This is a genomic window from Chitinophaga deserti, assembly GCF_003149455.1.
Taxonomy (GTDB): domain Bacteria; phylum Bacteroidota; class Bacteroidia; order Chitinophagales; family Chitinophagaceae; genus Chitinophaga; species Chitinophaga deserti.
In genome coordinates this window covers 70,648-96,532 of the sequence record NZ_QFFK01000010.1, presented here as the reverse complement: position 1 = coordinate 96,532, position 25,885 = coordinate 70,648, and the positions used below count along the sequence as shown (strand labels likewise).

General features: G+C 51.7%; 15 protein-coding genes. 9 read left to right on the top strand and 6 right to left on the bottom strand.

Annotated elements, in window-relative coordinates; genetic code table 11:
* Positions 1-287 precede the first annotated feature (287 nt).
* A complete protein-coding gene (locus DEV76_RS21365) occupies positions 288-1,076 on the bottom strand; it encodes a 5'-nucleotidase, lipoprotein e(P4) family (protein WP_109699980.1) in 789 nt (262 codons plus the stop codon).
* 162 nt (positions 1,077-1,238) lie between these two features.
* Here DEV76_RS21365 and dprA point away from each other — a divergent pair, with 162 nt between their 5' ends.
* The 8 genes from dprA (at position 1,239) to DEV76_RS26020 (ending at position 12,458) form a co-directional block, all read left to right on the top strand.
* Positions 1,239-2,345, top strand: a complete 1,107-nt coding sequence (dprA, locus tag DEV76_RS21360; RefSeq protein WP_109699979.1) for a DNA-processing protein DprA — start codon at positions 1,239-1,241, stop codon at positions 2,343-2,345.
* Between the two features lie 114 nt (positions 2,346-2,459).
* Entirely contained in the window at positions 2,460-3,938 is a 1,479-nt protein-coding gene (guaB, locus tag DEV76_RS21355; protein WP_109699978.1) for an IMP dehydrogenase, read from the top strand.
* A 308-nt stretch (positions 3,939-4,246) separates the two neighbouring features.
* Positions 4,247-5,854: an apolipoprotein N-acyltransferase gene (lnt, locus tag DEV76_RS21350; RefSeq protein WP_109699977.1), complete on the top strand. Its 1,608-nt coding sequence runs from the start codon at positions 4,247-4,249 to the stop codon at positions 5,852-5,854.
* Positions 5,835-6,638 carry an alpha/beta fold hydrolase gene (locus tag DEV76_RS21345; protein ID WP_109699976.1) on the top strand — a complete coding sequence of 268 codons (804 nt, stop codon included), beginning with the start codon at positions 5,835-5,837 and terminating at the stop codon, positions 6,636-6,638. The genes lnt and DEV76_RS21345 overlap by 20 nt, the downstream gene beginning before the upstream one ends.
* A 35-nt stretch (positions 6,639-6,673) precedes the next feature.
* Complete coding sequence (locus DEV76_RS21340) at positions 6,674-9,262, top strand: PKD domain-containing protein (RefSeq protein WP_109699975.1); 2,589 nt, start codon at positions 6,674-6,676, stop codon at positions 9,260-9,262.
* 154 nt (positions 9,263-9,416) lie between these two features.
* Positions 9,417-11,348 (top strand): T9SS type B sorting domain-containing protein, encoded by a 1,932-nt coding sequence (locus DEV76_RS21335; RefSeq protein ID WP_109699974.1) that lies wholly within the window; start codon positions 9,417-9,419, stop codon positions 11,346-11,348.
* 12 nt (positions 11,349-11,360) lie between these two features.
* Complete coding sequence (locus tag DEV76_RS21330) at positions 11,361-12,122, top strand: SDR family NAD(P)-dependent oxidoreductase (protein ID WP_109700101.1); 762 nt, start codon at positions 11,361-11,363, stop codon at positions 12,120-12,122.
* A gap of 192 nt (positions 12,123-12,314) precedes the next feature.
* Complete coding sequence (locus DEV76_RS26020; protein ID WP_157963025.1) at positions 12,315-12,458, top strand: hypothetical protein; 144 nt, start codon at positions 12,315-12,317, stop codon at positions 12,456-12,458.
* Between the two features lie 86 nt (positions 12,459-12,544).
* Here the strand turns inward: DEV76_RS26020 and DEV76_RS21325 are convergent, their stop codons facing one another.
* From DEV76_RS21325 to ruvA, 5 genes are all read right to left on the bottom strand, one after another.
* Complete coding sequence (locus DEV76_RS21325; RefSeq protein WP_109699973.1) at positions 12,545-13,759, bottom strand: sialidase family protein; 1,215 nt, start codon at positions 13,757-13,759, stop codon at positions 12,545-12,547.
* Complete coding sequence (locus DEV76_RS21320; RefSeq protein WP_109699972.1) at positions 13,756-16,044, bottom strand: TonB-dependent receptor; 2,289 nt, start codon at positions 16,042-16,044, stop codon at positions 13,756-13,758. Before DEV76_RS21320 ends, DEV76_RS21325 begins: the two co-directional genes overlap by 4 nt.
* 181 nt (positions 16,045-16,225) lie before the next feature.
* The gene (locus DEV76_RS21315) at positions 16,226-16,585 is read right to left on the bottom strand and encodes a hypothetical protein (RefSeq protein WP_109699971.1); all 360 of its coding nucleotides are present in this window, start codon (positions 16,583-16,585) and stop codon (positions 16,226-16,228) included.
* 121 nt (positions 16,586-16,706) lie between these two features.
* A complete protein-coding gene (gene sov, locus DEV76_RS21310; protein ID WP_232827014.1) occupies positions 16,707-23,807 on the bottom strand; it encodes a T9SS outer membrane translocon Sov/SprA in 7,101 nt (2,366 codons plus the stop codon).
* A gap of 181 nt (positions 23,808-23,988) precedes the next feature.
* The gene (ruvA, locus tag DEV76_RS21305) at positions 23,989-24,576 is read right to left on the bottom strand and encodes a Holliday junction branch migration protein RuvA (RefSeq protein WP_109699969.1); all 588 of its coding nucleotides are present in this window, start codon (positions 24,574-24,576) and stop codon (positions 23,989-23,991) included.
* Between the two features lie 93 nt (positions 24,577-24,669).
* Here ruvA and DEV76_RS21300 point away from each other — a divergent pair, with 93 nt between their 5' ends.
* A complete protein-coding gene (locus tag DEV76_RS21300; protein WP_109699968.1) occupies positions 24,670-25,674 on the top strand; it encodes a beta-ketoacyl-ACP synthase III in 1,005 nt (334 codons plus the stop codon).
* Positions 25,675-25,885 lie beyond the last annotated feature (211 nt).

The window sequence follows — 25,885 nt, the reverse complement described above, 5'->3', positions numbered from 1 at the left end:
TAAACTAATCGCAGCAACAAAAAATGCAATGGAAAAAACCGTGTGCATTCTACCGCAATATTTCTTACGATAATGCTTTTATTTCCACCTGCGGGTAACGGGAAAACCTATCGATATATCACATTGGAGGTTAATGAATTGGGAGAAAGGAGGTGATATTCTATGTAACAATTATTGTGCAGCATAAATCCTTCAGAAACTAAGTACAATTCAGTGAATTGCACTCAACTGCCAAAGCCGTACTACGGGATGGTTTCCATTGATTAATCTTATTCATGCTTTAGCGGTTAATTCACGCGGATTGCACTGCGCAGGGCACTATCAGGGCGGGCGCCTTTAGGAATGAGTGCACTCAGCCAATCGCCGTACATGGCATTGGGGATCATGATGTATTTACTTCCCAGCCCCTGCTCTATCTCTTCTACTTTTGCATTGCGTACTTCCGCCGGCAGCTTGTAAAATATATCGGAGAAGTCATTGAGGTTATCCCCTACCAGCATGGCTATCTCAAATTTCATCGCTACTTCTTTGCGGCGAGGCTCTTTATCGGAATTACCGGCAGACATTAACAGATGATCATTGTCTGCCTGCGGAAATCCACAGCGCTGTAGGTTCTTCAATGTAGCTGCGCGTTCGCTTTCAAGGCGGTTGGTGATATAGTAAATGGTAAAGCCGCTCTCCGCCGCAAACTTAAAGAATGCCAGCGCGCCGGGAACTGGTTCTGCTGCGGCTTTCCCTGTCCACTCTTCCCACGAAGCCTGCGACCATGTTTTACCTGCCAGTGCAGTTGCGGCGGAATAAGGACTGTTATCCAGTATGGTTTCATCTATATCAGTAACGATGGCCCTTGGCCGGAGCGTTTGCTGATGGCGCATTTCTTCCACCCTTGCACCTGCTGAGCGGTAAGCCTGCAGGCACAAAGCCTTGTATTCTCCCGCACGCTGCTGCCACAATGCTGCCCAGGCAGGGCCGGCAGATAATGTATTTTGCTGTGCTGAAGAAACACCTGTAGCAGCCGGACCGGCAGTTTTGCAGGCTGATACGATAATGAGGAGGAAAAAGCAAACGTAACGCATATACGGATGGTTAAAATGTAAGTAAGGAGGTAACGGCACAAAAGTCGGGATTATTCTGTTTGGAGCATCAAAAAAGAACAGGGAATATCCCCGAAAAACGGAGATATGCTCCGATTTTAATTGCGGGAATTCCCCTAGTTTCGATTCCTTAATTTTTCATCCATGGCAACAGAAACCCAGTGCCGCATAGCGCTTTCTTTCCTTCCGCAGATCGGGGATGTGGTTGCGCGCCATCTCATCGAACACTTCGGTGATGCATCTTCCATCTTTAAAGCTTCCCGCCGCGAACTGGAGCGTATAGCTGCTGTTGGTCCTTCCCGGGCAGCTGCCATCCGGGCATTCAGGGATTTCGACCGTACGGATGCGGAAATCAGGTTCATGGAACGGAATAATATCCGCGCAATATTCTGGACGGATGAAGATTATCCCGCAAAGCTGCGCCATTGCTGGGATGCTCCTGTTTTACTGTATGCAGGCGGAGCCGTTAACCTGCAGGCGCCCCGCATGCTGGGTATCGTTGGCACCCGGAGGCCTACTGCTTATGGCGTTGCCTGCTGCAAAGCCCTGGTGAGTGCCCTGGCGCCATTCAATGTTACCATAGTGAGCGGTATGGCATATGGTATTGATATTACCGCACACCAGGCCGCACTGGAAGCGGGACTGCCTACTATCGGCGTGCTGGCTCACGGGCTGGACCGCCTGTATCCTTCCCAGCATGCCCGCATAGCCCGGCAAATGCGGGAATCGGGAGGGCTTATCAGCGATTTCCCCAGCGGCACCGCCCTAAACAGGATGCACTTTCCCCGGAGGAACCGGGTGGTGGCGGGTATTTGCGACGGAATACTTGTTATGGAAAGCGGGGAAAGCGGGGGATCACTTATAACTGCAGATCTGGCGAATGGCTACAACCGTGATGTAATGGCAATCCCCGGCCGAATCGGAGATGCCGCATCTGCCGGGTGCCTTGCCCTTATCCGGGAAAATAAAGCCGCATTGGTGACATCTGCGGAAGATATTGCGGCGCAATTAAACTGGCGGCAGGCGGCCATTTCGCCACAAGCAGCTATCCAGACGGCACTTTTCCGGGACCTGGAACCACAGCAGCGCCTCATCCTCGACATGATCGGCGAAGGGCGCCTGAGTATGGACGAAATCCAGTATAAAAGCGGCATTCCGCGCAGCCAGGTGGCAGGCGATATGCTCACACTGGAAATGCTGGGCATGGTGCGCGCCCTCCCCGGACATACCTTTCAAAGGTTACCCGCATAAGGCGCTCCATACATGTTATTTTATCCGTACATAAAAAACGGATTGTGCAGAATCGATAAAATAGTCGTAGATTTGCGTGCAATTATTTAGAAACCTTACCAAAATAATTGCAATATGCCTGCGGGAAAATCTAAAGAGAAATTTGTAGCTGACGGTCTCACCTTCGACGATGTTTTACTGGTACCAGCCTACTCAGAAGTGCTGCCAAGAGAAGTAAGCATCTCCACCCAACTTACCAAGAACCTTCGTATTAACATCCCCATGATATCCGCCGCAATGGATACCGTAACGGAAGCCACCCTTGCCATCGCATTGGCGCGGGAAGGCGGTCTCGGCATTCTGCATAAGAACATGAGCGTGGAAAAGCAGGCCGAACTCGTAAGGAAGGTAAAACGCAGCGAAAGCGGCCTCATCCTCGACCCGGTTACCCTCAGTGCAGATTCTACCATCGGCCAGGCATTGCGCCTCATGCGTGATAACGGTATTAGCGGCATCCCCATCGTAGATGGCGACAAAAAGCTGATCGGCATCCTCACCAACCGCGATCTCCGCTTCGAAAAACAAAATACCAAACGCCTTATCAGCGAGGTAATGACGAAGGATAACCTCGTGACTGCACCAGAAGGTACAGACATGAAGAAAGCCGAGAAGATCCTCCAGCAACACCGCATCGAAAAACTCCCCGTTGTTAATAAACAGGGTAAACTGGTAGGCCTCATCACCTACCGCGATATCCTCCAGCTGCAAAGCTTTCCTAATTCCGCGAAAGACAACTTCGGCCGTCTCCTCGTTGGTGCAGCCCTCGGCATCACTGCCGACCTGCAGGACCGCGCAGCAGCATTGCTCCATACCGGTGTAGACGTTGTGACGCTCGACAGCGCCCACGGCCACTCCATCTATGTGCTGGAAGCCATGAAGAAACTGAAAAAGAACTTCCCTAAACTTCAGGTAATAGGGGGTAACGTAGCTACTGCAGAAGGCGCCCTCGCCCTCGCAGCCGCTGGTGCAGACGCCGTTAAAGTAGGTGTAGGTCCAGGTTCCATTTGCACCACCCGCGTAGTAACCGGCGCCGGCTTCCCGCAACTCTCTGCTGTGATGAATGCTGCACAGGCCCTCAAGAAATCCGGTGTTCCCGTGATTGCTGACGGCGGTATCCGTTATACCGGCGATATGGTGAAAGCCCTCGCAGCAGGCGCCTCCACGATCATGGCAGGCTCCATCTTCGCAGGCGTGGAAGAAAGCCCCGGAGAAACCATCATTTACGAAGGCCGCAAATTCAAATCCTACCGCGGTATGGGTTCCATCGAAGCCATGGCCGAAGGCAGTAAAGACCGTTACTTCCAGGATGTGGAAGCCGATATCAAGAAACTCGTACCCGAAGGCATCGTGGGCCGCGTTCCTTACAAAGGCACACTTTCTGAAGTAATCCAGCAGTTCGTTGGCGGTCTCCGCGCAGGTATGGGCTATGTAGGTGCTAAAGACATCAAAGCCCTGCAGGAAGCACAGTTTGTAAGAATCACTTCCGCTACCGTGAAGGAAAACCACCCGCACGATGTGGTGATCACCAAGGAAGCGCCTAACTACAGCCGCTAATATTATATTCCCGCAATATTTTGAAGGGCCTGCACTTGCAGGCCCTTTTTAGTTTCACGGAGTATCATCTGATCAGTATTATTAACTACTCGTCCTTAACGGGATACGGGCTGATACTTTCAGGGATACGGTTGCTGATGAGCCGCTTTCTTTTACCTGCATATCACCTCAAACCCCGGCTCCCAAACGGCAATTCCATTTCCAGCCTTTAGCTGTACACAGCCGCCGGTATAAAAAATCCTTATGAAGTGCCCTGTATCTGAAAAGCCATGCCTTTTTTTCTTGTCTGCCCTGTTTATATTTGACAGATGAATGCTTTCCTGCAAAAGCGCGGCGCATTGCTGCTCAGTATCCTTTCCGGCCTGCTCTTTTGGGCAGCCTGGCCTACGTCTCCCCTTACCTTCCTTATCTTTTTCGCATTTGTTCCCCTGCTAGCCATGAGCGACCGGATGACGGAGCGCCCTGCGGCTTATTTCGGCCTGCTTTTCCTGGCCTTCTGGATATGGAATACTGCCACTACCTGGTGGGTGGGCAATACCCCTGTACCTGCCAGCGGTATATTCGCCAATGCGTTTAACGCCCTGCTCATGACGCTCCCCTGGCTGTTTTACCGTACCACACGGTTAAGAGCCGGACGTACCACAGGATATTTTGCCCTGGCAGTGTACTGGATGACGTTTGAATACATTCACCAGCAATGGGAACTGAGCTGGCCCTGGCTTACCCTGGGAAACGCCTTCGCCATGCGGCCGGGATGGGTGCAGTGGTATGAATACCTCGGAACGGAAGGCGGATCGTGGTGGGTATTGATTGTAAACATTCTCATTTACCGTGCGATCCTTCACTTCCGCGCCAGCCGTAAATATGCATCCTTCGGCGCGCCTGCAGCCGTGCTCCTGATGCCCATTCTCATTTCCCTTGCCCTTAATCCGGCAGAGAAGTTGCCCGGAGAAAGCAAAAAGATCGTGGTGGTACAGCCCAATATCGATCCCTACGATGAAAAATATGCCCGCGGAGCTGCCGAAGTTCAGTTACGCAAATTGCTGGATCTCACCGCACAACAAACCGATTCCAACACCCGGTTCATCATCTGGCCGGAAACTGCCCTGTTCACAACAGGCGCCTGGGAACATGAACTGAACAATCAGCCCGAAGTGCTCGCCATCCGCCAGTTCCTGCAGCAATATCCCAAAGCCAGCATAATAACCGGCGCATCCACCTACCTGCAATACACCGCGCTCGACAATATCCCCGGAACTGCACGCCATGCTACAGAAGGCAATTACTGGTACGACGCATTCAATTCCTCCATACAGATCGATACTTCTTCGAAAATTCAGGTATACCACAAAGCGAAGCTCGTTCCCGGGGTGGAACTAACGCCCTATATGCGGTATTTCCCTTTCATGAAGAAGCTGGCCCTCGATATGGGCGGTATTACCGGCAGTTATGGATTAACTCCCGGCGTTCCCCTGTTTACCAATGCTGACTGCAACGTATACACTGCGATCTGTTATGAATCGGTATATGGCAGCTTTGTAGCACAGAAAGTACGGGAAGGCGCCCAACTGCTGGTAGTAGCTACGAACGACGGATGGTGGGGCGATTCTGAAGGCCACCGCCAGCATATGCAATACGCCAGGCTGCGTGCCATAGAAACACGGCGCTGGGTGGCACGCAGTGCCAATACAGGTATTTCCTGCCTCATAGACCCTGCCGGTAAAGTACTGATGCCCCTGCCCTACTGGGAACCGGGTGTAATTGCAGGTAATATACAATGCGCATCCAGGCTCACGTTTTATGTAAAATATAGCGCTGAGATTGCCTTCGCTCCGGTGATCTTTTGTATATTGCTATTGACATACACCATTGTTTTACGGGTAATCAGGAAGAAAAATGTGGAAAACATTCGATAACGGAGGCCAGGAAGGCGCTTACTGGGTGGAAGGCCAGGGCGATGCAGTGCTGTTATTGCACGGTTTCGCTGAAGACCATTCCGTTTGGGAACACCAGACCGCTTACCTCCGCGCGCATTACCGGGTGATTGTTCCCGACCTTCCGGGTACAGGCCGCTCCGCTCTCACATCACCACTCAGTATGGAAAGCATGGCAACCTTCGCATGGAAAGCACTGCAGGCCGAAGGCGTAAACAGCGCCGTGGTGATAGGGCATTCAATGGGAGGATATGTTGCACTAGCTTTCGCCCAGGCTTACCCCGATGCCGTGGAAGGCCTCGGCCTCTTCAGCTCCACCGCCCGGCCCGATACCGAAGAAAAGGTGGAAAGCCGCCGCAAATCCATCCGGATTATGCAGCAATACGGTGTAGAATCTTTCGTGAAACAATTGCTGCCCAATATGTTCGCTTCCGGATTCCGGAACACGCAGGCAGCAAGAGTCGATAATTACATTCAACAGGCTATGACGATCCCCCTGGAAACCATGATCGCCTATTACGAAGCCATGATTGCCCGGCCAGACAGGACCGCCGTTTTATCCGGCGCCCATAAACCGGTTTTTTATTTCATCGGGAAAGAAGACCAGGCCGTTCCGCTGGAAAACAGCCTGACGCAGGTGGTACTCCCTCCCGTTTCCAGCATTCACATCTTCGATGCCGTAGGGCATATGGGCCTGCTGGAAGTATTTGAAGAAAGCAACCTGTTGCTCCATCAGTTCATTACATTTTGTCAACATAAACAATAAAAACCGCCGCACTCCAAACGGCTACTTTGTCCCTCTTGCGTAAACTTCTCCTGCTGTCCTTACTGGGCCTGCTGACCCTGGCTGCGCGCGCCGATCACATCATCGGGGGAGAGATGTTTTATACCCTGCTGGACTCAGACGCCACTACCAATACCTACTCCATCACGCTTAAATTGTTCGTACGCTGCGATGCATCAGATGCACAATTTGAACCTGAAGTCAATATCTCCGTTTACACTGCATCGGGCGGGCTTCACACCATTCTCCGCAATGTGCGCCGCAACCGGATTGAACGGTTCCTGGCTACCGATGTGGATCCCTGTATTATCAATCCGCCCTACATCTGTTACCAGATAGGTTTTTATAGTACCACCGTACGGCTGCCTAAATCAGCAAACGGTTACACCGCAGCCTATCAACGCTGCTGCCGCCGTACCAACCTCACCAATATCAACGCCCGTAACAATAATGTGGGTGGTACCTATTTCACGAATATCCATGGCGATCTTCCTAATAATGAAGACAACAGCAGTCCGCGTTTTGACCTCGAGAAGGGCGTAATCGTTTGCGCCAACAGGCCTTTCCGCTACGAATACAATGCGGTTGACCCCAACGGTGATTCCCTGGCTTATGCTTTTGCCCCGGCTTATAGCGGCGCCACACGCGATTATCCCATGCCGGAACAGGCCGATGCCCCGCCTTATTACGAAGTGAATTACAACAACAATTTCTCCAGCAGCCAGCCAATGGGCGACCGGGTAACCATCGATCCAAAAACCGGACTGATTTCAGGCATTGCACCCCAAAGCGGATTATACATCGTAACGGTTGTAGCCCGGGAATACCGCCGTGGCATTTTGATAGGTGAGCATAGGAAAGAATTCCAGATTACTGTGGAAACCTGCGTACGGCAGGTAATAGCTGCCATGCCGGATAAGTTCGCGGATTGCGACGGACTCGTCATCAATTTCCCTAATAACAGTACGCCCAACAAAGATTACATCTGGGATTTTGGAGATGGTAACCGTAGGTCCACGAACAGTCTTGCCACATTCCCTTATCGTTATGCCGATACAGGAACCTACCGCGTAAAGCTGATCGTAGACCCTGCCAGCAGCTGTGGCGACAGCGCTTTTGCCACTGTGCGCGTTTACCCTTTCCTGAATCCCGACATGGATATCAGCGGCTTATGCACCACCAAGCCCACCAACTTCAACAACACTTCCACAAATACCATCGGCTCTTTCGAATACCTGAAATGGGATTTCGGAGTTCCGGCCATTGCCAACGATACATCCAACCTGCAGCGGCCCGCCTGGCAATACACCCAGCCGGGTAATTATGATGTTTCCCTGTTTATGCGTACCACTAAAGGTTGCGAACGCAAGATCCAGGAAACGGTGCAGATTTATGATAAGCCACCGCTCACCACCACACAGGATACCCTGCTGTGCATCCTCAACTCCCTGCAACTGAGGGCGGAAAGCACCGTACCGGGCACCTTCACCTGGAGCCCGCTCTATAACATTACCGGAACCAATACAGCGCGCCCTGTAGCTTTTCCAAGGGTGGATACTACTTATGAGGTAACCTTTACAGACGGCACCGGCTGCGTTAATACACAACGTGTTAAGGTGGATGTCCGCAGTTTGCTGCAGGTAAGGACTATGCCGGATAGTACTATTTGCACCGGTGATATGATACCGTTGCGTTCGGAAGCCGACGGGCCGTATGAATTCACCTGGACCAATCTCGATACCCGGCGTATAGAAGGCCGTGGCGCCAATATCATGCTTCCCGTGCCGCGCACTACATCCTATGAGATCCGTGCGCAGCTGGGCGACTGTGAAGCCAGAGATACCGTGAACTACAAAGCAGTAGATCCTCCACGCGCATTTGCCGGGCTTGACACCACTGTTTGCTTTAACGAAAAGCTGACGCTCATTGCTTCCGGCGGAGCATTCTACCAATGGTCGCCCGAAGGCACACTTACCACCCCACGCCAGCGTACCACCATTGCCTGGCCTAAAGACACAACCGTTTATACCGTTATAGTCACCGATACGCTCGGATGCCCTAAGCCGGTATCCGCCAGCAGGAAGGTAAATGTAGTACCGCCTGTTCCTGCCTTTGCAGGGAACGATACCATCATCATGAAAGGCGCTCCATTACATCTCGGTGCCAGCGGAGGTGTTGGTTATCAATGGTCGCCGGCAACAGGGCTTACGGATGCCAACGTCCGCGATCCGTTTACTTTTAATGACCGCGACATCACATACCGGGTGCGGGTTACAACAGCAGAGGGTTGCGTGGGTTACGATGACATCTTCGTCCGCTGGATGCATGGCCCTGCCATTCATATCCCTAATGCCTTCACACCCAATGGTGATGGTGTGAACGATATCTTCCGGGCACTACCGGTAGGCATAGTAAACGTGTCTTATTTCCGCATTTATAACCGCTGGGGGCAGCTCGTATATGATTCACCTGCCTACCTCAAAGGATGGGATGGAACCATCAATGGTAAAAAAGGCACTGCCGACACCTATGTGTGGATCATCGGCGGACTGGATGTAGGAGGTAAAACCCTTGAAAAGAGCGGCACTGTAACCCTTCTGCGGTAAACTTCGCGGTTAAACGAAAACCCCTTCAAAAGCCATCTGGCTATCCGACAATCGCTTACACTTTATCGCCGTATTTATATAGTGTACCGGGCACTTAAATTTCAGCAAGCGCGCGTTTTTCCGTAAATTATGGTAGCAAGAAAAGCCTTACCCCATGGGCAAATTTCTGACCCTCCTGATCTTACTGGCCTGCATGTTAGGGAGCACTGTGAACGCGTACCATATTATCGGTGGGGAAATATTTTACCGCCATCTCGGCATCAACCCGCAAAACGGGCAACATCGCTACCGGATCATCATGAAGCTTTACCGGGATGGGGAATTTGTATGCGGCTCCCGCCAGGGTTGCCTGGACTATTTCGAGAACCCCGTTCCTTTCCACATATTTACTGCAAGAGGCATTCGCGTAGGTACTTCGAGAGTATTAACCATTCAGCGCACAGCTCCCATACGAGATACCCTGAAGAACCCCTGCCTTGCCCCGCAAACCATTTACCTGGAAGTTGCCTTTTACGAAAGCGAGATCATTGAGCTGCCGGCTATCGATGGCGGATACTATGTTTCCTATCAACGCTGCTGCCGCGGTGAAGCACTCACCAATATCTACAACTCCGAACGGGAAGGATCTACTTTCGTAACCTGGATCCCGGGTAGTGAACTTCGCCCTAATAACAACAGCGCATATTTTGATATTGAAGAAGCGCCCGTGATTTGTGCAGGACTTCCGCTGCGTTACAATTACCGCGCTACTGACCCGGATGGTGACAGCCTTACCTATTCCCTTTGCAGCGCCCTTGCAGGCGGTACAGGCCGTAATAATGAAACGGTGACACCGCCGCCTTACAATACCACCGTAAGCTATATTCCGCCTTATAATGGCAACAACCCGATGGGCGGCAACCCGGGACTGAGCATCGACAATAACGGGCTTATTACGGGCACCCCTACCCATTCAGGGAAATTCGTGGTGTCCGTGTGCGTATCGGAATATGACCGGCGAACGAAGCGGTTGCTGGGAACGCATCATAAAGACATACTTATCACCGTCTACAATTGCCAGACACGCATAACAGCCTCCACCCCTTCTAACTTATATCACTGCAACGATTCGCTGGGCATGCAGGTACCTATTACCAATAACAGTGTAGCCGGCTTCACTTCCACTTTCCACTGGACGTTCAGCGATGGATTCGATACCATCACCAATTCGCGCAACATCTTCTTCAAGACTTTCGCGGATACCGGTGTATATGCCGTAAAACTGGTAGTGAACCCGGGCCTGCCGTGTACAGATAGTACAACCGGCCGGATATTCAATTATCCCGGTTTGCGAACGGGATTCACGATACAGGGTGCATGTCGTGAAAACCCTGTCTTTTTCACCGATACTTCCAGCTACCGTTATGGCATCATCAATTACCGGCAGTGGGATTTTGGCGTGCCGGATACAGAAACGGATGTATCGGCACTAACGGCACCTAACTACCAATATCCCGGTGGCAATGTGTATACCATCAAACTGCATATTAAAACCGACCGGGGATGTGAGGCCACTGTTACAAAGAACTTCCAGGTGTATGAAGTAAGGCCCTTTGCAGGCAACGATACTATTCTTGCCCGCGGGCAAACTTTGAGGCTGCAGGGTTCGGGAGGTGAATTCTATCAGTGGACGCCCACCTCCGGATTAAGCGACCCCGGAGTCCCCGACCCTGTCCTTAACTGGAACAGTGAAGTCACCTTCCGGCTCCGTGTCAGTAATCAGCAGGGATGCGTGGGCTTTGCCAGTATCAACGTTAAATACTATACCGGGCCGGAGTTTTATATCCCCAATGCCTTTTCCCCCAACGGCGATGGCAACAACGACTTCTTCCGCTTTATCCCCGTAGGCATTCGTGAGTATCATTACTTCAGGATCTTCAACCGCTGGGGTGAGCTGATCCACAGCTCGCTCGACTTCCGGCGGGGATGGGATGGCTGGTATAATGGCCGTCCGGCGGCAGTGGATACCTATCTCTGGATTCTCGAAGGCATTGACCTCAACGGGAATAAGTTATCCAGGAAAGGAACTGTAACTTTGCTTCGCTAAATGGTATCAAACATGAAGACTGGAAAAATCGCCCTTATTACCGGTGCTACTGCCGGATTCGGAGAAGCCTGTGCCGAACGTTTTGCACGGGAAGGCTACCAGCTGATTCTCACAGGCAGGAGATCGGAAAGACTGACCGCCTTACAGGAAAAGCTAAAACAGGATTTCGGAACCGCCACCATCGCCCTTACGTTCGATGTACGCTCGAAAGAAGCGGCAACCACGGCACTGGATAGCCTCCCTGAAGCATGGCGGCAGATAGATGTACTGGTGAACAATGCCGGCCTCGCCCTCGACCTTTCTACCATCGATGAAGGCAATACCGACGACTGGGATACGATGATAGACACCAATGTGAAAGGCCTCCTGTATGTGAGCCGTACCGTCATCCCCTGGATGAAGGAAAGAAAAAGCGGGCATATCGTGAATATAGGCTCCACAGCCGCCAAAACGGTGTATGCGAAAGGGAATGTATACTGCGCCACCAAGGCTGCCGTAGATGCCCTCTCACAAGGCATGCGGATCGATCTGCTGCCTTACGGTATTAAAGTGACCGCCGTACACCCCGGCGCGGCAGATACCGAATTCTCCATCGTACGCTTCAAGGGCGATGCCGCCAAAGCCAAAGATGTATATACCGGCTTTCAGCCCCTAAAGGCGGAAGATGTGGCAGACGTGGTTTGGTACTGCTGCTCCCTGCCACCCCATGTGTGTATTAACGACCTGGTGGTAACAGCAACGGCGCAGGCGAATGCTTATTATACCTTCCGTTGAAAAATTACACATTAGTGTTATTATACATTTAACGAATACTTATTATATTTGAAATCCTTATAAACGCCTTTCTAAATACCACTTACAGACGAGCGAATAACAGAAAAAGTACCATCCGGTCAAAAGGGCCGGATGCCCGGATGAGCCTATTGTAAATCCTATAACCATATCCCTATGCTAACATTTGTTACTATGTACATCATCAGACTGTACTATCCTAGATGTAAAGAGTTTCTGGGGGCTTATTATGATAGTTCCCGCAGAAACAATTACGGCCGCTGGGCCATGCGTCAAAGCTGGAAAGCTGAGAAGCAATGGTCGCTGGGCTACAACTAACCAACAAACAAATTGCATTCAAAAAGGGCTGTCTCATTCAATTGAGACAGCCCTTTTTCTTAGCTGTTATTCATCCCGTTAATTATCTAATTCCAGCTTACCCGCCTGGCCACAATCATCTCCCTGTCTCCCACTCTTTTACGGTAAGCTACCAGCGTAGCCTTTTCTGCCACGGGGCGCAGCACCGGGAAAACCGATTGCTCGCCTTCTCCGGTCAGGAAGACTGATGCCAGTGTTTCTCCACCGGGTGCCTTCCTTACAAAACCGATCCGGTTCGTAACGGTATCTGCCGGTTCATCCCAGGCGAGCAGTAACTCACCGCTGGATGTAGCTGCCAGCTGGGGGTGTTTGGCCGTAGGTTTGGCACTGATGCTTTCCCTTGGTGAGAAGGTAATCCCGTTGTTGATGGATTTACCGTAGAAAACACCCTGGCCCCCTCCCATGGTAAACCAGGCAAAATGCAGCCCGTTGCCATTACTTACCATCGTGGGCCCGGTATGAGGGCAGCCGTTCACAGCCCAGTTATCCGCACTGATGCGCACCGGCTGTGTAAAGGTTTCACCGCCATCTTTCGAATATATATGCACCATATCGCGGATAGTATCATTGATGATATCGCGGAAGGCGGCATGGAGGCCTCCCTGTGCATCGGTATAAAGCGAAGTGCGGCAGCACTGGCAAACCGTTTGCACTAATGGGCGGGACCGCTCAAAGCCCTCCTTCCCGGTAGTAGCGATGTAAAGCGTGGAGCCTTCCTGCTGATGATCCTTCCGGTTATCGAGCCATATAGCCGCCACGTTTCCCGAAGGCAGCAATGCCATATCGAAATAGCGCTGGTCGTAACCTGCAGTATCAGTTACGAGCGGAACAGGAGGCTGCCAGGACAAGCCCCCGTCTGCCGAGCTCACATACCAAACCTTGCCGGCGTACTTATTGCGCGGATCGGGGTTGCGCGTCCCGTACATGGCAATGGCCTGCCCGTTTTTCCGGAATACAATCTTCGGCATATTCTCCGGCTGGGGAGAGATGCCCGTGGCGGTTGTTACCGATACCGGCTTACCAAAATGCTCACCTCCATCGTCAGACACTGCGTACCAGAGGGTTCCCGTTTCACTACCCGGCACCTGTTCTACCCAGCTTACCACCAGCCTGCCGGATGCATCCTGAGAAATATGGGTGCATGATGCCAGCTTAGTGGTATCGGAAAGGATGCACTCCGGCCCGGTAGTGAAATCCTTCCCTTTCTTACCGCAGGCAGCCAACACCCCTACGGCTATTACAAGTAAAAGCAGGCGCATCATGATTTATGTTTCGCGGTGAAAGTATAAGCCACGCCGAAGTTGAAGGTCCGCTGCGGACCGGGGCGGTAGCTTTTCCCAAAAGCACTTTTCTCTGCAGTGGTGGCATATGTAACATCGGCAAGGTTGCGGCAGTTTACCCAGCATTCGAAAGCGCCCAGCTGGTAACCGGCCCTCGCGTTAAAGAGCTCATACCCGCCGTAGCTTTCTGTATTAGCGGGGTCCATGAAATAGCTGCCCACATGCTGCCATTCCAGCCCCAGCCGAAGGCCACTGAGGAAGGAAGGCTTCCAGGTGGCTTCTGTATTGGTGATCCATTCCGGAGCAGTGTTCATCCGGTTACCGTTGTAGAACTTACCCTTGTCTTCGAACTGCACGAAATCATGCTTTGCATAGGTACCGCCTGTGCGGATCTGTAATGATGGCAATACTTCATAACGCACGCTCCACTCTACCCCGGCATGCTTCGTTTTACCGGCATTACGGTTTTCACTGGAGTTATCCGCCAACCGCACACTGATGATCTCATTGGTGCCATCCATGCGGTAAATACTGGCTTCGGCATGCCCTTTCTGTCCGGCAAATGCCATCCACCCGCCGATCTCATAGTTGCGGTAGGTAGCAGGGCGCAGCGTGGGCACTTTCACACCGCGGTATAATTCTGAAATATTGGGCGGGGCAAAGCCTACACTGTAATTAGCATACAGTCCACGGTTCTTACCGAAGTCATAAGTAAGCCCCAGCTTCGGCGTCCATGCCTGGAAGTTGTTCGTTTCATCAGGCGAGCCGGTGAAGGCGGAAGGTGGAAGATAATTATCAAACTTGTAATCCATCCTGTCGTACCGCAAAGCGGCAATCACTTTCATGTTTTTCACAGGACTCATTTCCCCCTGTACGTAGAGCGCGGTGTTCACGAGGTCTACTTTATAATCCGTAAGTACGGAATCAGTCTTGGTGAAACCGGTGAAATAACCATCCGCATTACGGTCTACATCAATAAACTGCGCGTAGTATGTAGCAGGACTATAATCCACACTAAGGCCCGCAGTTACAGAAGCCCCTTTCCAGCCAAACTGCTTTTTATGCTGCACGAGCAGCCCCGCACTCTGGAAAGCATCGCTGTTGATTTCGCCCCTGGCTTTAAGGGGATTACTGGTAGTTTTAATTGCATAGAATGGGTTCTGCCCTATTTCGTTGTGCCGGTAGAAAACAGAGAAACTGGTTTGGTCACGGTCGCTCCATTGTTGCTCCAGCGTGCTCCGGAAGCGGAAGGCTTTCACCAAACGGTAGGAGAACGTGTGCATGCTTTTGTAGTTGCGCGAGTAGAAATTGGCACTGTCTACCCCTCCTGTCTGATCCGTTTTGTAATCCACGAAAGAAGCAGTGTTCGTCCATACTGAACGGTCACTGAAGCGGTATTGTGTTTTGAGCGTAAGGGCCAGTTTATGGAAATCACTATGCTCTATCCGGCCATTCCGCTGATCAGCATAATACCCCCCTGCCCAGACGCCCAGTTTCCCTTTGGTGCCCGACACATTGAAATCCGTACGCTTATATCCCCCGTCACTCATTTCGGCCTGTATTTTACCGGTGGTAACGGAAGTTGGATTGGCAGTAAGAAAATTAACGGCACCTCCCACAGCTTCACTGCCATAGAGGGAAGAGGCCGGTCCACGGATCACTTCTATCCGCTGCAGTGCAGCCATATTGATCTCGATGAGGGCGTTATGGTTAAAATCGCCCACGGTACGGATGGGCAGCCCGTCTTCCATATACAAAAAGAGGCTTTTGTAACCGATGGGCTGGCGGATGGCCATGGTATGCTGTTCGTTCCCGAGGTCTGCCATATACACCCCGCTTACTTTATTCAGCACCTGTTCGAGCGAGGTGGCTTTGGTTTCTTTCAGGGTTTGGGCGCTGAGGGTACTGATGGCAATGGGTGCATCAGACCGGTACTGCTTTATTCTTCCTGCGGAAACGATGATCTCCCCCAGCTTACCGGCCATGGGCTCCAGTACGAGGGTGTATTCAATGTTACCTGCTACCTGTACGCAACAGCTGGCGTACCCGATGCAGGAAGCTTTCAAGGAATCTGTATTTGCAGGACGCATCATGGTAAAACGCCCGGAAGCATCTGTAGTACAGCCCGCGCCTCCCGCCTGAACGGTGACGTTGGGAAGGGCCTGGCGGGTAAGGGCATCTATCACCCGCCCCCGGAGCCTTTCCTGGGATCTGGCTGTAGTTACAGCCAGTATGAGACATAAAAAGGTATATAACAAGCGAGGCATTGTCTGGCTTTTAATGTATACGCAAAGTGCTGCTAACCTGTTGCCGGAGTGCGGGCACAAATATGCGCACACAGCTGTCCGGCTACGGCAGGCGTATACATGTGGATGGAATCCCGGTCCCTTTTGCAGGACGGGCGTTGCAATTCGTCAGTAAAAATTAAAAGGAATGATGAAAAAGGGGTTATGCCCGTGGAGGGTGGAATACGGCATGTAAAGGCCGGGAAGGAACATCGGCCAGATAAGCAGGGCGGATGCGTACCGCCTTTTCGGGGCGCAGCAGTAACTGCGTGGCGGTTTGGGAAATGAGGATCTCATACTTCTCGCTCACGGATTGGCCGCTTTTGTCTTTCTTCGACTCAGCATTCATCTTCTTCATGAGCAGGCAGTGCCCGTTACAATTCAGCTTTGGTTTCGCCTTATTGACACAGAGCACACGAGAAATATACTCCTGATTCATCGCAAATTCCGCCAGCAGAAGCCCCTTGCTGAACGATTGCAGCAAGAGCCCCCCAAGGATGACTATGACGAATATTTGCTTCATAACAATGCAAAAGTAAACGTTCAGACTATACCACGTAATGATTAAAATCAATCTTCCAACAAAAACGGGGAAACCTTTATGAAGGTTTCCCCGTTCGGGTAAAATTATAGTCAGCAGGCTGCTATTGCGCCAGCATAAAGCGTAGCGTAATACCGCCCCTTGTGTTCGTGATCGGGTAAGCCGTCGAAATCACAGGGATGGTTTGCCTTCTGTCGTAGAAGAATTTGATGTTAAGACGGTTGTTCACCACATAGTCGATAGAGGGGGCAATACTTACCACCTTCTGTCCGCTGGTGGGTATCACAATGTCGGCATCCAGCCTGTTGTTCACCGTTTTATCGTCGCGGAAGCTAAGATCCATCCGGAAGTTAAGATCGTTCTCCAGCCGCTTGCCGCCATCTTTACCGATACGGATAGGCAAAGGCAATCCTCTTACGCGGTAACCGCCGCCAATAGTAATCTCACTGGAGCGCATTTCACTCAGCTGGTAGTCGATAAGACTAAGGCTGAGGGTACGGCTTCTGCGGAAGCCGATGCGGATGTTCAGGGAGTTAGTGAAGGTCATATCTGCTTCCAGCAGTGGTACGAACTGCTCGGTGATGGTGAGGTTCGGTACCAGGAAGTAAGGCACGTAGTTACCCGAAACCGTATCACGGAAAGCAGGATACCCCAGGATCAGCGGATCGTAATACATGAGGGCCGTATTGTACGAGTTCATGCTCAGCAGGCCGGTGTAGGCATGGGTAAGCGTGAAGTTGGTCAGGAAGTCGGCAAACGGTTTAATACGGCTGAGACCATTATAGGTAATACGCCAGTTGGGCCGGGGAATAATGTTCTTGAACGGATTGGAACGCACGTTGGAATTGGAGTGCTTCAGCAGCGGTGCGTTTTCCGGTGTGGTACCTGTATAGGCAGCCAGGAACGCGGGCACCAGTACATCCTGCGCATAACGGCCGTAACCATAACGGTACTGCGGATCTTTCGGATCGTATTGCGGAACGGAACCGTTGTTATTATAAGGGTTCAGTTTGCCTAGGCGCTCAGATACCGCCGCACGGTAGTTCTCGAAGTTGCGGAATGTTGTGGATACCCCGTCTTCCGTATTGATCTTGCCAAACATCGTTTTGATAGCGATGAAGGTAATCTCGAAACCACCCGCATCGTAAGGGTTCAGGTGGTTGAACATCCCGTTGCCGATGGTATCCTTGAACAGTTCGGTATGTGTTTTAGAGAATGAGCGCGTCAGGTTGAGATCGATGCGCAGGTCGCGGATAGGTTCCAGTTGTGCCTGAATATCGAGACGCTGGGTAAACTGCTGCTGGAACTGGATGTTGAACAGGGTATCGGGAGAAAGGAGGCCTTTCTTCGCGAAGTTGTCCATCCATGCTTTATCGGGCTGCTTACCGAATACGAAGGGCAGGCCCGGTGCCATGGACTGCCAGTTCATCCCTACCAGCTTGGTACTGTCGAGGTAACCGGGCAGGCGGGTTCCGGAATTCTCACTGTAGTTAACGTTCACACGTTTCAGCATCATGGCGATGCGCATGAGTGTTTTGGCTACGCCTGAAGGCTGTCCTTCTTCTGCTTTCTTATCCTCAGGCTTTGCACCCTGTGGTGCATTGCCCATCAGCGGCGGAACGTATTCCGAGCCGCCTGAGCTGCTAAGGTTCATTTTCCGCAGCCACTTGCTCTTGTTATACAGTTCGTTGAATTTGAACTCTGCCGCCACCGTTTTCTGGTTAGAGTTTTCAATGGCGTTACCGAGGTACATAGCCAGGCGGGATGCCCCAATCCAGCGGTACTCCGTTCCATAGCTCAGTGCCACGCTGGTCCAGTTAAGGGCGGGGAACTTGGCGGTAGGCAGTGTATATGTAATATTGGCGTTGTGGAAATAGTTGGTAGTACGGCCGCCTTTGAAGAAGTTGCCGCGAACGGAATCCTTCTTGGAACCGGTATTGATACGCCCGTCCGGTTCATCTATGCGTGCGTTGTTCACGGCATTGAAGTCGAGAGACAGGTTGCGGGAGAAATCCCACTTCAGGGAATAATACCGGTCGAAGCGGAAGAACTTATCATACGTTTCCTGCAGGAGGAAAGGCCCGCCGCCGATATTACGCATACGGGTGGCACCGAACTGGCGGGTAACATCTGCCCGGAAGCTCATGAGCGTAGGCACGTAGTTGAAGTTGAACTCACGCAGCAGCGCCAGCCAGGGCGATTTGCTCTTGATAAAACCTTTAAAAGGCTCCACGAACTTCTGCTGGCCATTGAAGGTATAGCCCAGACCGCCACGATGACGGGTAAGCACATCTTCCTGGATTACAGGGTTGTGCCGGCTGATCTGGCTGTAGGAATAGCTGATATCGAAATTCTCAATATCCCATAACCTGTTCTTGGTACGGCCCATCGAAAGCTTGCGCACGTTGGTCATGTTCAGGCTCTTGATGGAAGTGAAGTCCTGTGCGTTGCGGCGGATAGAATCGCGGTGTTCGCGGTTACGGGCAAGCGCCAGTTTATCTTTCAGCTTAATATCCAGATCATACGGATCGTATTCGGGGTTGCTGGTTGTCTGTGAATAACCGGCGTAAATGGGAATGGTAACGCCGATATGCTTGGGCAACAGTTTACCGGGGTCGAAGTTACCTGCGATATCATATTGCAGGAAGTTATCGCGGAAGCGGTCGTTCACCCGCTGGTCGATACCTCCGAAGCCTGCCGTGTGCATATTACCGCTTACGGTGATGGTACCGAGGTCGGCCAGGTCAATGTCCATACGGGCAAGACCGGCATAACCGCCTTTTTCATCCAGACCGGTGAGGCGCATTTCATTGAACCATACTTCCGTACATTTCGGCATCCCGTCATCTTTAGGGTTGGTTACCCCTATCATCACGTTCCTCACATCTCCCAGGCTGGGGTTACCTACTACGGCAACGATGGCGGTACCATCCTGCTCTTCATAAGGCACCAGCGGAGAGGCTCCATTATTATTACGGCTTTGTTTCAGTTTGGCGAAACGGTCCAGATCCAGGTCGAGGTTATTGGCTTCCGGCCAGATGTCCAGATCGCGGGAAGCACCCCATTGCGTAAGCTTCATGGGGATGCGGTATTCGTAGTAGTTCTCGGTAAAGTCGCTTCCTACCCTGATGATGGCCTGAAGCTGACCGTCTTTCAATGAGTTGGGATCGCTCACAGCTTCTGCGTGGATGAACATCTGCAGGCGGTTATACTGCCGCAGATCCAGCTGGATGTTTTTATACATCGCCCGTGTTTCACCATCCTGCAGATTACAGATCTGAGTAGAAATGGCCTGTTCGTTGAGCAGGATGTTGGTATTGTTGGTGCTCAGCGTATTCTGGCGCAGGGTTCCGGGAGGCAGTACATAAGGTACGGGGCGGCGCTTGGCGTTTTCCTCAATGTTTACTGCGGAAACGTTGAAAGTGGTCTGCTGATCCACGGGAATGGGATCTCCGGGTTTCAGTTCATATAAATAACGGCGCCACTGGTTACGCACCAGGTCGAGCTTAGCGAAACGCAATACTACCGAATCTTCGAAGCCGGTCAGGAACATACGCATGAACCGGATGGATTTGAAGTCGGGGATATTACCCACCTTCTTATCATATTGGTTTACCGGAACTTTAAACTGGTACCAAACCTGGTCAGTCATCTGACCGTTAGGCAGCTGTACCTTGGTTTCAAAACGGTCTACCACATAGTTCGAACCCACCTGCATATTGGGGGTCATGTCTACGCGGTATTGGAAATACTCCTCCGTTTCGTTCATGGTATTGTCGCGGTTGAGATCTTCCGACTCGGGATAGTTGGTAGCCGCGTTGGAGAACTGCGAGTTGTCGTTAGACACGGGCGAGTTACCATCCGGACCGTTGATCCTTTTATAACGGCCGAGGATGTCGGTCTTGGCATCGTCGTAAGATTTATCGCGGTACCATTTATAATCGTCGTTCGAAGGGTCGTTCGCTACATTCTGGAATGCGGCGGATCCGGTGCCGAAGTTAGCAGCGAGGCTAAGCAGGTAAGGTGCGTGGAAGTTTTTCTCGTCACCGTTCTCTAAGCCGTCGAAGCCCACATCCTGGTAGCGGCGGATAGCAGGGTCGTTATCGAACGCCTGCGTGATCTGCTGCTGGAACTTAGGGATACGGCCCCAATGGGTGGAGTCCAGTTTATTACGGTCGCGGTTAGGATCGGGAAGGCCGTTTTCAAAAGATTTACGGGAATCCTTCAGCACATCTTCCGATACGTTTCCGAGGTTGAAGTACAGCGAACCGCCAGTAGAGTTGGGCTTGTCGAAGAAAGGATCGGGCAGCCAGAATTCGATGAACTCGATATTGGCAGTTTCGAAGTCGGAGTTGTCGATAGCGCGCATGATACCGCCCCAGCGGGCCTTCGGATTACGGAGGCGGCCGTTGGCCTGCAGCTGAAGGGCAGACGACTCCATATTATATGGTCCCTTTTCTTCCGGATAGTATGCCAGGTCGAGCGTACTCAGCTGGCTCTGGCCGAAGTCGGTAGAGCGGTTGGGGAATACGTCTTTCTGATAAATAAGCCGGGTACGGGGGTCGGACTGTGAAGCATCGCCCACACCGGGAGGCAGGTTGCTGGACCGGGGGATCTGCAGGGTAGGTTCAATAATGTACCATGCCAGCAGCGCCCTGTTCTTACCATATGCCAGTGTATCGTTCAGTTCCGCTTCAGGGAAAAGAATGGAACCGCTGGCGTTGGTAGCATCCCGGGGAGTAGAGGCCAGGCTCCAGGCGGTAGACGGGAACTTCAGGTCGTAGCCGCTGCGGGTACCTTCAAAGTCGTCGATCATTACCTGGCCTGATTTGGAGCCGGGTGCATTCACCAGTTTACTGTGGCCGGGGAAAAGCCTGGCCACCTCACCGGTGAAGTTAATACCTGCCGGACGGGAAGTCTGGAAGTTGGGCAGGCGGTCGAGCAGGCGGGTAAGCCCGCGCCATTCGGAGATATAATTCGCGTCGAGGCCCACCACGGTATTCTTGATGGGATCATCGCCATAATTCACTTTCTGATAATAAGGCCTTTCGCTCATTCTTACGATGGTACCGCCGAGGTTCAGCTTGTCATTCACATAATAATCGAGGCGGGTACCCATGTAGTTCCGGACCTGCTGGCCGAAGAGGGCATTGTTTTCGAACTGTACATTGATGGGCACGCCGGCGCTGAGTACACCGCCGTTGATGATCTTGATACGGCCCATATTGTAATCGATGAGGTAATCGATATCCTCACGAAGCATCTGCCCGCCGGCGGTAACGGTTACCGAGCCACGGGGGATGTTATAAGCGTTAAGGGCTATTTCGGAAGCGTTGGCCGATTTATACGACCCGCGCATGATGTAGCGGTTGAGGTTAGGGAACTGCTGGGCGATTACCTTGATGGAATCGTACAGCGTAGTATACATGTATTGTTTTTCCAGCGTGGCATCTCCTCCAAAAGCTTTCCTTACTCCTTCACCGAAAGGCTCCAGTACGGGGAACATGATTTTTCCGTTCTGCGGGAAGATCGTGTAACCTTCCACGTAATCGAACACCCCATCCGGCTGGGGATCGTTCTGGTTATTGAGGCGGTCGAGGTTGAGAATGGTGATGATGGGAGCACCCTGGTACTGGCCTGTTGCATCCGGGAGGTAGCGTTTTTCGCTGGGGGCACGGGTTTCTGTTCCGGGGTCTTTATAGAGAACGTCGAGTTTAAAGTCTGCACGGTTTACCTGGTAAGCATCTGTGGAGTAGATGTTTTTCATCATAAGGTCCCAGATGGGGAGGGCGGGCCTGGCGGAAGTGGCTTTCAGCATCTTCAGGAAGAGTATCTGCTGGTTGGCAGAGTTCTTAGGGTCCGGCGGCACGTCCTGCGAAAACTCACCTACCTGGTATACACGGCCGTTGTAGGTATACTGGTATGCTACGGCCAGCACTTCGTCCGGCTGCAGCTGTTGCTGGAGGGATACGAAACCGATCTGGCGGTTGAGGGTATATTCTGTAGAATCGAGTTTACGGGCGAATGTTTTCTCAAAGTCCTGCACCGGTTCCAGCTGCATGGCGAGGAGGCGGCTTACCACGGTACCGGTAAAGCGGGCGCCGGGGTCGCTGATAAGGTTGCGGTACAGGTCGTTCGTATTACGGTCGGGCAGTTTGTTGGAAGTGAGGGCCTGGATGGCAGGGTTGTGAGGGTCCTGCTCGGCCAGGTCCATCAGGCCCACGATATCACGCGTTTCGGTGGTGGCGCCGGATTTGTTGGTTACCCATACTTCTATCCTGTTGATATACACCTGCGAGCGGATCACCGGCAGGTTGCTCATGGCATAGTTGAAAGTGTCACGGAAGAACTGCGCCAGCAGGAAGTGGCGGTTATCTTCATATTCATCGGCCCGGCGGATAAAGTCGCTCACGCTGTTACCGCCGCGGAGCACCATGTTCTGCTTCTGGGATTTCTGGTTAGAGAGTACGCTGGTTACGGTGAGGCGGCCAAACTGCAGCTGTGTTTTCACACCAAACAGGCTTTGTACGCCGGGGATGAGGGAACTGCTGAGGGGGAAGCTAACGTTACCCGCTTCTATTTTCTTGATGATCTCGTCCTGGTAGCCGGTATATTCCAGTTTTACCTGGTTTTCAAAGTCGAAAGTGCTTTGGGTGTTATAGTTGGTGATGAGTTTGAGTTTCTCGCCAATCTTACCCGTCACGTTCATGTTGATATCGATATCGAAATCGAACCCGCCGTTTTTACGGGCTCTTTCCACGAGAACGGGGTTTTTCACGTTCTGGCCCTGATAACCGAAAGTAAGCCCCAGGCTCCCCTGCGGCTTGATGTCTACTTTGGTACCGCCGAAAACGCGGTCGAAGAGTTTATCGCCATAATACAGCTGAGGTGCCATACCGCGCTGGTTGAGGTTACCGATGGTGCCGGATCTTTTCTGCCAGTATTCGCGTTCGCTCTGTGCAGCCTGCATACGGTAAAACTCACCGAAGGTCATAACGGTGGGCTGCCGGTAATTCCGGTCGCCTATTTTCTCAGTAACGATGTATTCTTTGGAAGCGGGGTCGTATTCTACGTTCTTTTGGATATTGGCGGGATCTTTCAGGTCGATTGCGTTACGCACGGGGTCTGTAGCTGCAGTTCCCCTCCGGTCGCGGATGGGGTATTTCAGTGTGTCAGGCTTCGCAGCCGTATCAGGGCGTGTCACATCTATATTCCAAATCCCCGCGTGCGCTATATTTTTATTAAAAGAATATCCCGAACTGTTTCTGTTTCTGGCGGCTGATTCAACAATGACTAAAGATACAACACCGATTACTGCAAGTACTCCAAGGTAATTACTTCTTGCCAAGCGATCTTAGGTTTTATAGAGGTCAAGGATTATAAATTTATAAACTTTTGAGGGATTTCTTGATAAGTACCTCCAATTCATGCAATTGTGGCTCCGCTTTGAGTACCTTACGCACCGCCTGCTCGGCCATATTTCGGGCAATACCCAAGGTTACCAAAGCATTTAACGCATCATCTTCTATCGTATTGTGGGTTTGCGGAGATAAATATAAGGTTTCCTCCCTGAGTTTCTTCATCTTATCCTTCAGTTCCAGGATAATACGCTTAGCAGTTTTATTCCCGATCCCTTTCACCCCTTCGAGCATCTTTTCATTTTCCATCATGATGGCCCGCTGCACGTCTTCCGGTGTAAGTGAGCTCAGCATCATCCGTGCGGTACTGGCCCCTACCCCTGACACACTGATAAGTTGGACAAACATGGTCCTTTCCGCGTCGGAAAAAAAACCGTACATCGTGTGCCCGTCCTCCTTGATATGTACGTAAGTAAGGAGTTTACAGGTTTCCATGGCGCCAATCTGGGTCCAGGTATGGAGGCTGATCAGGACCTCGTAACCCACTCCGTTTACGTCCAAATGCACCATGGTGGGGGATTTGAAGGCTATTTTACCGTTCAGGTATGCTATCATATAGGATTTTATCTAGGGGCGAAATTAAATCATAAATAGAATTATTCGTTTAAGTCGTATTTTTACGCCCATTTTATAACTTATCCTAACAATATGAGTAAAATAACAGCCGCCATTACGGCGGTGGGTGGGTATGTTCCCGACTATGTACTGACTAACCAGGAGTTGGAAAAACTCGTTGAAACGACAGACGAATGGATCATGACCCGCACCGGCATTAAAGAACGGAGGATACTGAAAGGAGAAGGGAAAGGTACTTCCGAGCTTTGCGTGCCCGTAGCGCTCGAGATCTGCAAAAAAAGAGGCATCTCCCCTGAGGAGATCGAACTGCTCATAGTGGCCACGGTAACGCCAGACATGGTTTTCCCCGCCACTGCCAACGTTGTTACGGATAAGATCGGCGCTAAAAACGCTTTCGGCTTCGATATCGGTGCCGCCTGCTCCGGCTTCCTCTATGCCCTCGACACAGGCGCCAAATTCATCGAAAGTGGCCGTTACAAGAAAGTTATGGTTATAGGAGCCGATAAAATGAGCTCCATTATCGATTATACCGACCGCACCACCTGCATCATCTTCGGCGACGGCGCCGGCGGCGTTTTGCTCGAGCCTAACACCGAAGGGTATGGCCTTGTAGACTCCATTCTCAAAAGCGATGGCCATGGCCGCGAATTCCTCAACATGAAAGCCGGTGGCTCCAACTACCCTGCCTCCGCAGAAACGGTTGCCAACCGCCAGCACTACGTGTTCCAGGAAGGTAAAACCGTTTTCAAATACGCTGTAGCCAATATGGCCGACGCTGCCCGCACCATCATGGACCGTAACCACCTTACGGCTGAAGACGTGGCATGGCTCGTTCCCCACCAGGCTAACCTCCGTATCATTTCCGCCACAGCAGATCACATGGGCGTACCCAAGGAAAAAACGATGATCAATATTCACCGTTTTGGTAACACCACCGCAGGTACTATCCCCCTCTGCCTCTGGGAATGGGAACCCCAGCTCAATAAGGGCGATAACCTCATCCTCGCTGCCTTCGGCGGCGGCTTTACCTGGGGCGCCAGCTACATCAAATGGGCGTACGACGGTAAGAAAGCTTAATAAACAACCGTTTATAAGAGAAAAGGCATCCACATCGGATGCCTTTTCCAGTTTATAGTATATCTGGCTCTTCGTTCACAAATTTATCGGACCGGTAAAATGCATATAAATCCGTCCCGCAAAAGGGGCAATACCGGATATTCAGTCGCTGCACTTCCTGCCCCACCCGGTAACCCGGCGTCACATAAAAACGATACCGGTTACCGGCATC